The sequence below is a fragment of the Pseudomonas sp. FSL W5-0203 genome, from assembly GCF_001896155.1.
Lineage (GTDB): Bacteria > Pseudomonadota > Gammaproteobacteria > Pseudomonadales > Pseudomonadaceae > Aquipseudomonas > Aquipseudomonas paracarnis.
Genome location: NZ_MPOR01000009.1, coordinates 158,368 through 172,317 on the forward strand (window position 1 = coordinate 158,368; position 13,950 = coordinate 172,317).

The 13,950-nt window shown below is 61.4% G+C and carries 15 protein-coding genes; 6 read left to right on the forward strand and 9 right to left on the reverse strand.

All coding sequences use genetic code 11. The features are described 5' to 3' along the window. Position 1: 1 nt before the first annotated feature. Positions 2 to 760 carry an SDR family NAD(P)-dependent oxidoreductase gene (locus BOP96_RS11140; RefSeq protein WP_014719630.1) on the reverse strand — a complete coding sequence of 253 codons (759 nt, stop codon included), beginning with the start codon at positions 758 to 760 and terminating at the stop codon, positions 2 to 4. A 106-nt stretch (positions 761 to 866) separates the two neighbouring features. Between BOP96_RS11140 and BOP96_RS11145 the strand changes: the two genes are divergently transcribed. Then, a complete protein-coding gene (locus BOP96_RS11145; protein ID WP_020303117.1) occupies positions 867 to 1,763 on the forward strand; it encodes a LysR family transcriptional regulator in 897 nt (298 codons plus the stop codon). On the opposite strand, the gene BOP96_RS11150 is transcribed toward BOP96_RS11145, so the two are convergent. Beyond that, positions 1,760 to 2,677, reverse strand: coding sequence for a LysR family transcriptional regulator (locus BOP96_RS11150; RefSeq protein ID WP_014719628.1), 918 nt, complete (start codon positions 2,675 to 2,677; stop codon positions 1,760 to 1,762). The genes BOP96_RS11145 and BOP96_RS11150 overlap by 4 nt on opposite strands. Positions 2,678 to 2,926: 249 nt before the next feature. Here BOP96_RS11150 and BOP96_RS11155 point away from each other — a divergent pair, with 249 nt between their 5' ends. The 3 genes from BOP96_RS11155 to BOP96_RS11165 are packed head-to-tail and all read left to right on the forward strand — an operon-like array spanning position 2,927 to position 5,591. Beyond that, complete coding sequence (locus BOP96_RS11155) at positions 2,927 to 3,685, forward strand: 5-oxoprolinase subunit PxpA (RefSeq protein ID WP_073452688.1); 759 nt, start codon at positions 2,927 to 2,929, stop codon at positions 3,683 to 3,685. A 56-nt stretch (positions 3,686 to 3,741) separates the two neighbouring features. Beyond that, the gene (locus BOP96_RS11160; protein WP_020303116.1) at positions 3,742 to 4,620 is read left to right on the forward strand and encodes a 5-oxoprolinase subunit B family protein; all 879 of its coding nucleotides are present in this window, start codon (positions 3,742 to 3,744) and stop codon (positions 4,618 to 4,620) included. Further along, entirely contained in the window at positions 4,617 to 5,591 is a 975-nt protein-coding gene (locus tag BOP96_RS11165) for a biotin-dependent carboxyltransferase family protein (protein WP_014719625.1), read from the forward strand. The genes BOP96_RS11160 and BOP96_RS11165 overlap by 4 nt, the downstream gene beginning before the upstream one ends. Before the next feature lie 291 nt (positions 5,592 to 5,882). On the opposite strand, the gene BOP96_RS11170 is transcribed toward BOP96_RS11165, so the two are convergent. From BOP96_RS11170 to BOP96_RS11180, 3 genes are all read right to left on the reverse strand, one after another. Continuing rightward, entirely contained in the window at positions 5,883 to 6,902 is a 1,020-nt protein-coding gene (locus BOP96_RS11170; protein ID WP_014719624.1) for a transporter, read from the reverse strand. Positions 6,903 to 7,047: 145 nt separating this feature from the next. Then, a complete protein-coding gene (locus BOP96_RS11175) occupies positions 7,048 to 7,353 on the reverse strand; it encodes a PepSY domain-containing protein (RefSeq protein WP_014719623.1) in 306 nt (101 codons plus the stop codon). Between the two features lie 94 nt (positions 7,354 to 7,447). Then, positions 7,448 to 8,575, reverse strand: coding sequence for a glycerophosphodiester phosphodiesterase (locus BOP96_RS11180; RefSeq protein WP_014719622.1), 1,128 nt, complete (start codon positions 8,573 to 8,575; stop codon positions 7,448 to 7,450). Between the two features lie 232 nt (positions 8,576 to 8,807). On the opposite strand from BOP96_RS11180, the gene BOP96_RS11185 reads away from it, so the two are divergent. Then, positions 8,808 to 9,131 carry a DUF2025 family protein gene (locus tag BOP96_RS11185; protein ID WP_014719621.1) on the forward strand — a complete coding sequence of 108 codons (324 nt, stop codon included), beginning with the start codon at positions 8,808 to 8,810 and terminating at the stop codon, positions 9,129 to 9,131. Between the two features lie 130 nt (positions 9,132 to 9,261). Here BOP96_RS11185 and BOP96_RS11190 read toward each other — a convergent pair whose 3' ends face one another. Next, a complete protein-coding gene (locus BOP96_RS11190) occupies positions 9,262 to 9,582 on the reverse strand; it encodes an antibiotic biosynthesis monooxygenase family protein (protein ID WP_038451277.1) in 321 nt (106 codons plus the stop codon). Then, the gene (locus BOP96_RS11195) at positions 9,579 to 10,286 is read right to left on the reverse strand and encodes a CTP synthase C-terminal region-related (seleno)protein (protein ID WP_014719619.1); all 708 of its coding nucleotides are present in this window, start codon (positions 10,284 to 10,286) and stop codon (positions 9,579 to 9,581) included. The genes BOP96_RS11190 and BOP96_RS11195 overlap by 4 nt, the downstream gene beginning before the upstream one ends. An 80-nt stretch (positions 10,287 to 10,366) precedes the next feature. Between BOP96_RS11195 and BOP96_RS11200 the strand changes: the two genes are divergently transcribed. Then, positions 10,367 to 11,251, forward strand: a complete 885-nt coding sequence (locus tag BOP96_RS11200) for a LysR family transcriptional regulator (protein WP_014719618.1) — start codon at positions 10,367 to 10,369, stop codon at positions 11,249 to 11,251. Between the two features lie 25 nt (positions 11,252 to 11,276). On the opposite strand, the gene BOP96_RS11205 is transcribed toward BOP96_RS11200, so the two are convergent. Together BOP96_RS11205 and BOP96_RS11210 are read right to left on the reverse strand one after the other, a co-directional pair. Continuing rightward, positions 11,277 to 12,596: a methyl-accepting chemotaxis protein gene (locus BOP96_RS11205; RefSeq protein WP_020303112.1), complete on the reverse strand. Its 1,320-nt coding sequence runs from the start codon at positions 12,594 to 12,596 to the stop codon at positions 11,277 to 11,279. A gap of 254 nt (positions 12,597 to 12,850) precedes the next feature. Next, positions 12,851 to 13,918: a diguanylate cyclase gene (locus tag BOP96_RS11210; protein WP_060766498.1), complete on the reverse strand. Its 1,068-nt coding sequence runs from the start codon at positions 13,916 to 13,918 to the stop codon at positions 12,851 to 12,853. Positions 13,919 to 13,950 lie beyond the last annotated feature (32 nt).

Genomic DNA, 13,950 nt, shown 5'->3' on the forward strand with positions numbered 1-13,950 from the left:
CTTATAGGAACATCCCGCCCGACGCCTCGATCCGCTGGCCGGTGATCCAATGACTGCCATCGGCCAGCAAGGTCGAAATCGCCCCGCCAATGTCGTCCGGCAAGCCTACGCGGCCCAGGGCGGTGTTATTGGCAACCATCGCATTCACATCGGTGTTATCGCGCACCGCGCCGCCGCCGAAGTCGGTGGCAATCGCGCCCGGTGCCAGGGTGTTCACGGTAATACCCCGTGGGCCCAGTTCTTTAGCCTGGTAGCGCGACAAGACTTCCACCGCGCCTTTCATAGATGCGTAGGCGGCATACCCCGGCAGGCTGAAGCGCGCCAGGCCGCTGGAGATATTGATGATGCGCCCGCCATCGCTGATCAGCGGCAGCAGTTTCTGCGTGAGGAAAAACGGTGCCTTCACATGGATCGCCACCAACTGGTCGAACTGGGCTTCGGTGGTTTCGGCAAAGCTTGCGTAGGTGCCAACCCCGGCGTTGTTGATCAGGAAGTTGAAATGCTCCTGGGCGAACACATCCTTGAGCAGTGTGCCGATCTGGCCAACGAATGCATCGAAGGTTGCGCTCTGGCTGACGTCCAGTTGCAGCATGGCGGCGCGACCGCCCAAGGCCTCTACCTGGGCAACCACGGCTTGGGCTTCGGCCGCTGCGCTGTGGTAAGTGCCGATGATGTCGATGCCTTGCGCAGCCAGGTGCAGGGCGGCGCTTTTGCCCAGGCCACGGCTAGCGCCAGTGATGAGTGCGATTTTACGGGTCATGGTGCAGTCCTCGAATGGAGTGAGTGGGACTGAGTGTATTTGTCCGGCCATAACGTGATAAACAGGCTGATATCGAAATCACTGGCCGGATAAGGCGAACAATCTAATGAACAAGCTTGAGCTGCTGCGCACCTTCGTACGCGTTACTGAGTTGTCGAGCTTTACCCAGGCCGGCCAAAGCCTGGGCTTGCCGCGCTCTACGGTCTCCGAGCATGTGCAGGCGTTGGAGGAGTTGCTCGGCGCTCGGCTGTTGCAACGCACCACGCGCAAGGTGCAGGCGACCCAGGATGGTCGTGTGTTGTATGAGCGCAGCAAGGATCTGCTGGCGCACATGGAAGAGTTGGAAGGTTTGTTCCGTCAGGACGAAACCCAATTGGCCGGACGCATACGGGTGGACATGCCCAATGTCATGGCGCGGGGCGTGATCTTGCCGAACTTGCCCACGTTCATGGCGCGCCATCCGCTGATCGACATGGAAATCAGCTGTTCGGACCGCCAGGTGGACCTGATCGCCGAAGGTTTTGATTGCGTGGTGCGCGTCGGCGCCCAGCCCGATCAAACTGTGGTAGCGCGGCGGGTGTGCAGCATGCCGATGGTCAACTGCGCGAGCGCGGCGTACCTGCAACGGTATGGCGTGCCCGACACCCTGGCAGACCTGGCGCATCATCAGTTGGTGCATTACGTGCGGCCGCTGGGCGCACGCTCGGCCGGGTTCGAATACCTGGTGGGCAACAAGGTGCAGCGGCTGCCGATGGCAGGCCGGGTGACGGTCAACAGCACCGACGCCTATCAATCGGCGTGCCTGGGCGGGTTTGGCATTACCCAGGTGCCGCAACTCGGGATACACGACTTGTTGGCCAGCGGCGAGTTGGTGGCGGTGCTGCCCGACTACCAGGCGCCGCCCTTGGATGTGTCGTTGCTGTACGCCGGCCAGCGGCATCTGCCGTTGCGGGTGCGGGTGTTCATGGACTGGTTGACCGCCACCCTGCAAGCTCATCTTTAACGGCGTGCCGACAACTGCTGGGGCGCCAGGAACGCGTCGTGGAAGTAATCCCGGAACGCTTGCATCGCGGGGGTAAACGCGCGCTCGCGGTGCCAGGCCAGGCCGACGCTCATGGGTGTGACCGGGTCGGTCACGGTCAGGGTTTCGATGCGTTTGCCTTCCAGGGACCAGGGCCGGTGTACCAGGTCTGACAGGATCGCCACGCCGCTGCCATTGGCAACCATGCTGCGCACCGCCTCCACCGAGCTGGTGCGCAGCCGCACCTTGGGCGTTTGCCCGGCCTGTTCCCAGTAGCGCATGGCGCTGTGTTCGGCTTCATCGACGGTGAGCAAGATGTAGGGTTCTTGGGCCACGTCGGCCAGGCTCACGGCACCGCGTTCGCACAATGGGTGATGGCTGGGCAGCCACAGGCGGCGTTCGGAGTTGAATAGAATTTCCGAGACGATATCCGCGTGGGTGAGGTTGGCAGTGAGCACCACAGCCATGTCGAACTGGCCGTCGAGCAGGCCCTGTTCGATGGCCTGGCGCTCCTGTTCGAACACCTCGATGGTCACGTCCGGATGCCAATGCTCCATGCGCTGTAAATGGTGCGGCAGGAAATAACCCAGCACGGTGTAGCTGGCCGCCACCCGCAGCACGCCGCTGGCGCGGTAATCCGGCAACGGGCTGTTGAGGGCATCCTCCACGCTGCGCACAATCACATAGGCACGGTTGAGAAAATGCCGCCCCGCGTCGGTGAGGTTCATGCCTTGGGCCGAGCGCACGAACAACTGCACGCCGAGCATGGCTTCCAGCTCCTTGATCGCTGTGGTCACCGCCGATTGGGAAATATTCAGGTGAATTGCTGCCTGGGAAATCTGGCCGATTTCCGCAGTGGCGACGAAATAGCGAACCTGGCGCAAGGTTAAAGACATATCGCACTCTGCTTATTGATCGTTCCCACGCTCTGCGTGGGAATGCCTCTTGTGACGCTGCGCGTCACGGTCTCAAGTGCGGACGCAGAGCGTCCATGGCTGCATTCCCACGCAGAGCGTGGGAACGATCGGGGGTCGAGGATAAAAAGCTATCTGATTTTCAGAAGATGGGCCATCTGATAATAGATCTTCCCAAGGGGTCAAGCCACGGCCTACTTTGCGGGCATCACCTTTGGCGGAGCGACCTCGATGCAGGCAGTGGATTTCAATTCAGACATGGGCGAAGGCTTTGGCCCCTGGACCATCGGCGACGGCGTCGACGCAGAGCTGATGGCCTATATCAGCTCGGCCAATATCGCCACCGGCTTTCACGCCGGCGACCCAGGCACCATGCGCCGCACCGTCGAGCGCGCCAAGCAACGGGGTGTGGCCATCGGCGCACACCCAGGCTTTCGTGACCTGGTGGGTTTCGGTCGTCGGCATATCAACGCACCGGCCCAGGAACTGGTGGACGACATGCTCTACCAGCTCGGTGCCCTGCGCGAAATAGCCCGTGCCCAAGGCATGAGCCTGCAACACATCAAGCCTCACGGCGCGCTCTACATGCACCTGGCCCGCGATGAAGAGGCCGCCCGGCTGTTGGTGCAAAACCTGCAAATCATCGAGCCCACGCTGATGCTGTACTGCATGCCCAACTCGGTGATCTGGCGCATTGCCAAGGAACTGGGGCAGCCGGTGGTGCGCGAGTTCTATGCCGACCGTGAATACGACCTCAGCGGCTCCATCGTGTTTACCCGCAATGTGCGGGCGCTGGACCCCGCCACAGTGGCCGCCCGGGTCTTGCGTGCGTGTCAGGCCGGCCTGGTACGTACCGTCGAAGGCGAAGACCTGGCGATCGAATTCGATTCCATCTGCCTGCACAGCGACACCCCTGGCGCCCTGGAGCTGGTGGAGGCCACCCGTGAAGCCCTGGACCAGGCGGGTATCGACGTCAGACCTCCCCAATAAGAGCCAACCCTTACTTTTTTGCCTGCCTTTCTACAATGATTCCAAGAGGAACAGACATGGCTGAAACGTCCCCCATCCGCTACAGCTTCGGCGGTGATGAACACCTGTTTGCCGAGGTCAGCAACAGCATGTCCCTGGAGGCTTTTTTCAAGGGCATGGCGGTGACCCGCGCCGTGGAGCGCCTGGCACTGGAAGGCGTATTGGATGTCTGCCTGGCCAACGCATCGTTCCAGATTCGCTTCGACCCTGACCGCATTGCCCCTCACGCGCTGCTCGACGCCGTGCAAAGCGCCGAAGCCCAGGCCGTGGCCGAACGCACCTTGCGCACGCGCATCATCGAAATCCCGGTGCTCTATAACGACCCCTGGACCCGCGAAACCCTGATGCGTTTTCGTGACCGCCACCAAGACCCCAGCGGCACAGACCTGGAATACGCGGCACGCATCAATGGCCTGGCCGACGTGGACGCGTTCATCGCCGCCCACAGTGGCGCGCCGTGGTTTGTGTCGATGGTCGGCTTTGTCGCGGGCTTGCCGTTCATGTTCCAGATGGTCGAACGCGAGCGGCAATTGCAGGTGCCCAAATACCTGCGCCCACGCACCGACACGCCGAAACTGACCCTGGGCCATGGCGGCTGCTTTGGGTGTATCTACTCGGTGCGTGGCGCGGGCGGTTACCAGATGTTCGGCGTTACCCCGGCACCGATCTACGACCCGGCGCAGCAGTTGGCGTACCTCAAGGAGCACATGGTGTTCTTCCGCCCTGGCGATATCGTGCAGTTCAAGCCGATGGACCGCGAGGCTTATGACCTGGCGGTCGCCGAGGTGGACGCCGGTCGTTTCGACTTGCGCATCCGCCCGGTGGAGTTTTCCCTGGATGCCTTTCTCGCCGACCCCATCGGCTACCCGAAAACCCTGCAGGAGGCGCTGGCATGATCAAGGTCCTCAAACCTGGCCTCGCCACCTCCGTGCAGGACCTGGGCCGCGAAGGTTATTACCACTTGGGCATCCCGCCGTCGGGGGCGCTGGACCAATACGCGTTGAGTGCGGCCAACCACCTGGTGGGCAATCCTGTGGGCGCGGCGGGCCTGGAATGCACGCTGATCGGGCCGGAGCTGGAGTTCCAGCAGGACGCGCTGGTGGCCTTGAGCGGCGCCTTGATGTCGCCGCGCCTGGACGGTGAAGTGGTGCACCAGGACACCGCCTTTGCCGTGCGCGCCGGGCAGGTGCTGCGGTTCGAGTTTCCCAAGGCCGGCGCACGCACCTACCTCGCCGTCGCCGGCGGTATCGACGTGCCGTTGGTGCTCGGCAGCCGCTCCACCTACACACTCGGCGCCCTCGGCGGGTTTAACGGCCGACGCTTGCAGGAGGGCGATCAATTGCCGATCGGTACCGCCAGCGGTATGGGGCGTGCGGGCAACAGCTTGCCGATGGCGTTGCGGCGTTCGGTCGGCGGCGATGTGACGTTGCGGGTAGTGCCGGGGCTGTATTACGAGCGCTTGACTGACGAGGCCAAAAGCAGCTTTTTTGCCGAGCCGTGGACGGTGGGCTCCGAGGCCGATCGCATCGGCTACCGCTTCAAGGGCGGCAGCGCGTTGAGCTTCCAGCCACGGGAACAGCCGTTTGGCGCGGGCTCCGATCCTTCCAACATCGTGGACAGTTGCTACCCGATTGGCTCGATTCAAGTACCGGCGGGGCTGGAGCCGATTGTGTTGCACCGCGATGCGGTGTCGGGCGGTGGCTACGCGATGATTGGCACGGTGATCAGCGCCGACCTGGACTTGATCGGGCAGATGCAGCCCAACCAGCGAGCGGGGTTTGTGGCGGTGAGCCTCGAGGAGGCTTTGGAGGCGCGGCGGGTGTACAAGAAGCGCCTCAAAGCGATGACGGGACTCTTCAATCACTGAATAAACGCAAACTGCTGTGGGAGCTGGCTTGCCTGCGATAGCGGTGGGCCAGCTTGCATTGTGTTGGCTGATACACCGCAATCGCAGGCAAGCCAGCTCCCACAGTTGGGCTCATTTCAATTTGAGAATGTGCGCAATGCCCGGCGATCAGTGGCTGGACGCTTCAAACACTGAATAAACGCAAAACCCTGTGGGAGCTGGCTTGCCTGCGATAGCGGTGGGTCAGCTTGCATTGTGTTGGCTGATACACCGCAATCGCAGGCAAGCCAGCTCCCACAGTTGGGGCTTATTTCAATTTGAGAATTTGCGGAATGCCCACCGTCCAGCGATCAGGGTGAAGGTTGCGACCAAGGCCACCAGTATCCAGAAGCCTTCCGGATCCTGGGAAAGCGGCACCCCACCCACATTCATGCCAAAAAAGCCGGCAATGATATTGATCGGCAGCGCCAGCACCGTCACCACCGTGAGGGTAAACAGCGTGCGGTTGCTCTGTTCATTGAGGTTGGCGGCGATCTCTTCCTGCAACAGCTTGATGCGTTCGCCCAAGGCGGTCAGGTCGTTGATGATCAGCGCAAACTCCTCGGTGGATTTGCGTAACTCCTTCACGTCTTCCTTTTGCAGCCATTGCGGCGGGCGATTGAGCAGGCGCAGCAGCGAGCCCGGTTCCAGCGCCAGCAGGCGTTGCAGGCGCACCAGCACGCGGCGGGCGGCACCCAGTTCGGCGCGGTTGGTGGACAGGCGCGAAGACAACAGCTGATCTTCGATATGGTCGACGCTGATACTGGTCTTGCGCACGATCTGCGTCAGCACTTCGCCCTGGTCGCGCAGCAGGTGCACCAACAGCTCCAAGGGGGAGCGAAAGTGTTCGCCGGCCTTCACCGACGAGCGCAATTTATCCACCGAGTGCAAAGGCTGCAGGCGCGCGCTCACCAACAAGCGGCTGCGAGCGCACACCCATAGCGTGGAAATATCCGACGACACCATGCTGCTGAAGTTGAACACCACATCGTTGACCACTGCCAACAAGGCCGAGTCCACATGCTCGATGCGCGTGGAGCGTGAGCCCTCATGCAAGGCTTCAAAAAACTCTTCCGGCAGCGACAAATGCGCCTGCATCCAGCGCTCGCAGGCGGCGTGCGCCAGGTTCAGGTGCAGCCACAGGAATTCGTCCGGGTCTGGCGGGTGCTGTAAGGCGGCGAGGGCGGTGGCGGAATCAATTTGTTGGCCTTTCTCGCCGGGGCGAAAACGAAAACCGTAAAGCAGGCCAAACAGATCGGAATCTTGATGGCCGTGGTCGATGCTGTGGTTCATGGCGACTCGCAGAGAAAGGGCCTGTAGGACGTTTCACAGGTTCCTGAGCGAATCATTGCAAGGCGGTATGACGGTTATGTGACCGTTTGAGGCGCGCATAAAAAAACGCGCCACCCGAAGGTGGCGCGTTTTTTCAAGGTTCAACTCAGGTGTCTTGCTTGTTTTCCAGCACGGCACCGGTCTTGGCGTCGAGCTTCACATCCCATTTCTTGCCGGTAGTGTCGGTCAGGTCCACTTCGTAGACCAGCTTGCCAGCTTCGTGATCCAACTCGGTATCGTTGATGGTCGCGCCGGCATGTTGGGCGACGGCGGCGGCGTTAAGCTTTTCGAACGCCATCACTTCACCGGACTTGAGCAGGCTAGGAATCTGGTCCGGACGGACATCAGCCTGGGCCAGGCCGGCAGTCAAGGTCAGGGCAGTAGCAGCGAACAGGGCAGTCAAGGTTTTCATGGTGTGTGTCCTTCTTAGGTTGAGCTGTTTAAGTGGCGCCAGATTAACCGGCGCAACTTAACTCATCCTTAATGGCTCACTGACACTAACGCTTTTAGTACTTATGGTCGTTGAGCAGGTCTTGCACGCTGGACGACGGCCAGCGCTTGTAGAACTTCAACAGCTCGGCGGCGCGGTTGGTGAAAATGCCATCGACGCCGGCCTTCATCACTTTCTCGAAGTCCACCGGCTCATCCACCGTATACACATGCACCAGCAGGCCCTTGTCGTGGGTCAGCTTGTTCATTTCAGGCTTCACCAGGTCGGTGTAGCTCTGGTCGCCGTGGTCGGTCAGCTCGGCCGACGGGCCGGTGCCGATGGCGCCGAGGCTTTTGGCTTCATCAACCCATTTTTCGAATTCGGCAGCGTCTTTAGGCTCTTGCTTGGCGTAGTAGGCGGCCTTGGTGGATTCGCCAGACTCGGCGAAGGTCACTTTGGATTTGGGCTCGATGCTGCCTTCACCCACCCACAACAGCAGGATTTTCGGAGTGTTGGGCATTTCCTTCTGCAGCTCTTTGAGGCTGGCGGTTTCGAAGGTTTGCAGCACCACGCGGCCCTTGCCTTGGCCGACACCGGTATTGCTCTTGCCCAGTTTGGAGCCGGCGGAGCTCAGCCAGCCTTTGTCGAGCAGCTTGTTTTTCAGGTCGGCTTCGATACCGGGGAACTGCTTGGGCTCCTTGGTCTCGATGTACAGGCCGGGTTTGTGCGAGGGGTTGCCTTCGGCGATCTTGATGATGTCGTCCAGGCTCAGGATTTTCAGGCCAACGAAACCAGGGCGCGCGCGGTCCGGGTAGGCGGCGTTGAACCAGCTGCCGGCGTCGAGGGTTTGCAGCTCTTTCCAAGTGAACTCGTTGGCGGGTGCGTCTTTGCGCTCGGGAAACTTGGTGGCGACGTCGGTGGTGCGCTGCAGGTTGTTGTCGTGCAGGGCGAACAGCACGCCGTCCTTGCTACGTTGCAGGTCCAGTTCCAGGTAGTCGGCGCCCAGGTCGCGTGCAACCTTGTAGGCAGCGGCGGTGGATTCAGGCGCATCGTAGGAAGCACCACGGTGAGCGATCACGGCAGGGTAGGGAATGCCTTCGTTTGTCGCCAATTCGGCCGGGCTGACCGGCTCGGCAGCCTGTGCCTGGCCAAGGCCGAGCATCAACGCCAGCAGCAAGGCGCTTTTGGAAAACGTGACAGGCATATGCGAAGTCCTTTCGTGGAGGTAACTTTGAGAAGGTGTCCTTTTTAACAATTGATTGCGAACGGCGCTATCACCAAACCGACATTAACGTGCGCACCGGCCAATTTTGTCGACTTTTTTGCAGGGTGTTGCAGTATTCTTACGGGTAGCTGCCCCGCCAGAGGGCGGTATTTTCTGCCACGCGTGTAAACCATCTTTCCAGTCCCTGTGGGACTTTTCAGTGAGGTTTACCATGCGCATCACTTCCGAGCTTATCTGCCAGGCCGCCGACCAACTCCAGGGTTTTGTCGGCCTCAACCGCAAGACCGGCCAGTACATCGTACGATTCAGCGAAGACTCATTCGGCATGGACGTGGCCGATGACGGCATCATCCCCACGGCCGAGTTCGTCTGGCTGCCGGCCGCCGACCACACCATGACCCTGTGCCGAGCGCGCCTGCAGTTGTTGCTCGACCAGAATATCGACGAGCGCATCAACATCACCGAGCCGCTGCGTGTGTATATGCGCCGGGTAGAGATCCCGCAGATCAGCGCGTTGCGCAGTTTGGTGAGCTGAGCGTCCGCGATTGCTAACGATGACGAGCAAATGTGGGAGCTGGCTTGCCTGCGATAGTCTCACTGCGGTTTCACTGCATCACCGAGGTGTCTGCATCGCAGGCAAGCCAGCTCCCACCGGGTTCGGTGTTTCAAGTGGAGAAGGCGTAGGCCCGCTCTACCTTGCACACCCGCGTGTGAAACGCCGCATACCAAGTGGCCCGCCCTTGCTCACGCACCTGCCGATGCTCGGCCTGCTGTTTCCAGGCCAGGATCGCCGCCTCGCTGGCCCAGTAGGACACGGTGATCCCCAGCCCATCCTCCCGCGCCGATTCCACCCCAAGAAACCCCGGTTGTTGCCTGGCCAGTTCCAGCATGCGCGTGGCGGCCTCGCCATAACCCCGGTCGGCGTCGGTGCGCAGCGAGCTGAAAATTACCGCGTAATAAGGTGGGGCGGGTGTTTTGGCAATCATGCCGATACCTCCTGGCAGGCCTTGAGCAGCGCAATCACCAGCGGCGGCGTGATGCCCTTGAGTGCGGCGCGTTCAGGCTGGAACAGGGTGGCGACGAAGAACGGGTGGTCGAGCAGTTCCACCGCGCGCAGATCGCCCGCCGAATCGTGGCCGGTGGGAATCAGGTTGGCGTCCAGCAGGGCGTCGGCAAAGGTGGGGTTGATGCCGTAGCGGCAACGGTAACCCTCGTGGATGTCCAGGCTGCCGTAGGCCTGGGCAATGCGCGTGTACGCGGCCAGGCGCACGGTGTCGTTCACTTCCACCAGGGAGCAGTCCAGCGGCGTGATGACGGCGCGCTCAGCATCGGGCATTAATTCGCCGTGCTGGGCATCGGCCCAGCCGAGCACATGGCGGGCATATTCCAGCACGGCATGTTGAAAACCGCCGCAGGTACCGAGGAAAGGGCGACCTTGTTCGCGGGCAAAACGTATCGCGCGCAGGGCGCCGTCGACGTCGCGATAGGGGCTGCCGGGCACGCACCAGAAGCCGTCGAAGTCGCTCAGGGCAGAAGTGGAGGTAAGGGTGTCGGTGGCCAGCCATTGCACGTGGACGCTCAGGCCCAGAGCGTCGGCGGCCTGTTGCAGGGCCATGGGAATGGCTTGGTGGGCGGTCACATCAGGGTTGTAGTCACCGATCAGGGCAAGGTGCAGCGCGGGGGTTGGCATCGTGTACGTCCCATGGCTTGTGGTGGGTTGATACCCACTATAGATTGGCGCTCACGCAATCAATATTGGCGTTTGCCCATATGTTCAATGCAGCTACGCACTATCAAATCGACTACGCCGACCTGTCATTGGTCCTGGCCCTGGTGCGCGGCGGTACCCTGGCACGGGCGGCGGCGCTGCTGCGGGTCGATGTGTCCACGGTGTTCCGTGCGGTGCGGCGGCTGGAGGCGGCGCTGGGTCAAACCCTGTTTGAAAAAAGCCGTGCCGGTTATTTGCCCACCAGCCTGGCGAGCAACCTGGCCCAACAGGCCGAGCGTGCCGAGCAGGCGCTGGAGGCGGCGCGCATTGGCGTGGAACAGGGCGGTGAAGTGATCAGCGGCACCGTGCGCCTGACCTGCACCGACTCAGTGTTGCAAGGCTTGCTGTTGCCGGCCCTCGCGCAGTTCATGCCGGCCTACCCGGCGTTGACCCTGGAACTGAGCACCTCCAATGACTTCGCCAACCTCAGCCGCCGCGATGCGGATATCGCCCTGCGCCTGACCACGGCGCCGCCGGAGCATCTTGTCGGACGTTGCCTGGGGGCGGTGGCGTATCAGGTGTGTGCCAGTGCCGACTATGCGCGCCTGCACCCAGACCATGAGTGGGCCGATCTGGCCTGGATCGCGCCGGACGATTTTTTACCCGATCACCCCACCGTCGCCTGGCGCCGTGAGTATTTGCCGGGCGTGCGTCTCCGTTATCGGTGCAACAGCATGCAGTCGGTGGCCGAATTAGTGCGCGCAGGGTTGGGCGTAGCGGCGCTGCCGGATTTTCTAGTCGGGAATGGCGTGCAACCGCTGGGCCCTGCGCTGGCAGGGCACGATACGGCGTTGTGGTTGTTGACGCGGCCTGATTGTCGGGCGTTGCGCTCGGTGGTGACGCTGTTTGATGAGTTGGGGCGGCATGTGCGCTGGCTGCGAAGTTAACCCTCAGACAGCCAGCGCCAAGGGTTCAGCGATTGCCCCGCTCATTGGCAAACGCGCTTACCGCTTGTACCGCCTCGCCGGTACCTTCGCGAATCTGCAGGATCACCGTGCCGGCCTGGTTGGCCAGTTCCACACCCTGGGCAGCGCGGTCGCGGGTGGCGTCCATGCTGTCGATGGCTTGGCGGGTTTCGTCCTGGATCATGGCGATCATGCCGGAGATTTCCGCGGTGGAGCCGCTGGTGCGCGCGGCCAGTTGCCGCACTTCATCGGCCACCACGGCAAAGCCACGTCCCTGCTCGCCGGCGCGGGCGGCTTCGATGGCGGCGTTGAGGGCCAGCAGGTTGGTCTGGTCGGCAATGCCGCGAATGGTGTTGACGATGGCGGTGATCTGTTGCGAGCGTTCGCCCAGCTTGGCGATCAGTTGCGAAGAGGTGTCGATATCCACGGCAATTTCACGCATGCCGCTGGCGGTCTTCTGAATCACCTCAGCGCCTTTTTCCGCCATCTCCTGGGTGTTCAACGACAGGTGATAAGCCTGGGCGGCGCTCTGTGCGTCAGCGGCATGCTGTAGCACGCGGGCGGTGACGTCCGAGGCGAACTTCACCACTTTGCACAAGCGCCCGCTGGCGTCGTAGACCGGGTTGTAGTTGGCTTCCAGCCACACGACCTGGCCGTGTTTATCCACCCGCTCGAACTGGCCATTGAACAGCTCGCCCTGGTTCAAGCGCTTCCAGAACTCGCTGTAGGCCGCACTGTTGGCCAGTTCGGCCGTGCAAAACAGGCGGTGATGCTTGCCCTGGATCTGCGCCAGGCTGTAGCCCATGCGCTGCAGGAAATTGCCGTTGGCGGTGATGATGGTGCCGTCGAGGTTGAACTCGATCATCGCCATGGCGCGGTCGATGGCTGCAAGCTTGGCGTTGGCTTCGCTCTCGGCTTGCAGGCGCGGGGTGACGTCCATGGCGTATTTCACCACTTTGATTACATTCCCCGCTTCATCCCGTACCGGGTTATAGCTGGCTTCCAGCCACACCGAGGCGCCGTTGCCGCCTACTCGTTCAAAGGTGCCCGACTGGAATTGGCCGTTGCGCAGGTGCGTCCATAACTGGTTGTAGTCCGCGCTGCGGGCGAACGCCGGGGTACAGAACATCCGATGGGGCTGCCCCAGGATCTGTTCGGCGCGGTAGCCCATGGTCTTGAAGAAGTTGTCATTGGCGCGCAGCACGGTACCTTGCAGGTCGAATTCGATCACGGCCATGGAGCGCTCGATGGCGTCCAGCAGGCTGGTCTGTTGGGCAAGGCTGTGTTGCAGGGTACTGATGGTTTTCTTGTGAGCGTGAAATAGCATGGTGGAGGGCTCGGGCATGCAAGCGTATGCGGGGTCCATGTATTTGCGCCTGACCCCGTAGGGCCCCTGGCCTTACGGTTGACTTGCTCATTGCCAGCTTCCTGGTGCTGACAGAGGGGGGTAGAACAACGGTCTCAGAGTGATCAATCGGCCTGGAAGTTCGCTCGTCAGGCAGGACTATTTTGGCCAGGCGACCAATGGCGGCATTATGCTATTGCAGCAGGTGGGCGGAGCAAGATTCGGACGAGGTGTCATCAGACAACTCCGGCTGAATGAACGACCGTGCATTCGCTGATCTTGACGCGGTTGCGGCCGCTGTTTTTGGCGGTGTACAACGCGCGATCCGCAGCATCGAGCCACATGACCGCGTCCTTGAAGGACGGGTGGAAATCCGCCAGGCCAATGCTCAGGCTGACGCGCAGGTCTGGGATTTGCGGATGCCGATAGTGACTGAAGGTTTCGCGTAGATGCTCCATTACCTGCGCAGCGGCTTGCAGGGGCATTTTCGGAAGAATCACACAGAACTCATCGCCGCCATAGCGGCCGGCCAGGTCTTCTTCGCGCAAGTGTTCGCGCAGCGCTTGGCTCAACTGGCGCAGCACCGCGTCACCCACGGTGTGGCCATGAACGTCATTGATGTGCTTGAAGTGGTCGATATCGATCAAAGCAATGGTCGCTTGGCCGTGTTGCTGTTGGCACTTGTGAAACTTGAGGTTCAGCAGGTCTTTCCAGGAACCATGGTTGAGCAGGCCGGTGAGGCTGTCGATGCGGCTCAGGGCGCTGAGGGCGCGTTTGTGTTGCGACAGTTTGATCGCCAACTGGTAACAGACCATGCCGATGGCCATCGGGTAGAGCGTCAGCATCGGCAGGCAGGTGTAGACCTCGGTGAGGCTGACGCTGGGGTCGAACTTGATGCCGAACAGGCCCCAGGCCACCGCGATACCGGCCGCCTGTGCCAGCAACCCGCGCAGGAACAGGCGTTTGCCACCGGCTGCGACGTTGTTCATGGCCATCATCGACAGAATAGTCACCGCTGTCAGTGGCGAAAACTGAGTGGCCGCGGCCCAGAATCCGCCCAGCACTGAGTCATACAGCAGGTTGCGTTGTTCGGCCTGGTAGGGAAATGGCGAGTGAGTGGAAATCAGGTACGCCACATGCGGCCAGGCAATGCCGTTGAACAGCAGCAACGCCCAGACCCAACCGGGCATCGACAAGGGATACAAAGCCCCGATTACGCTGATGCTACCGATACCCAGGCCGATAATCCTTGGCGTGTATATACGCCTGGCAAATGAAAGCCCTTTGCCTCGTCTGTTTTCCATAGTGTCCTGGGTCAACTTTTTTGCGGGTGCAA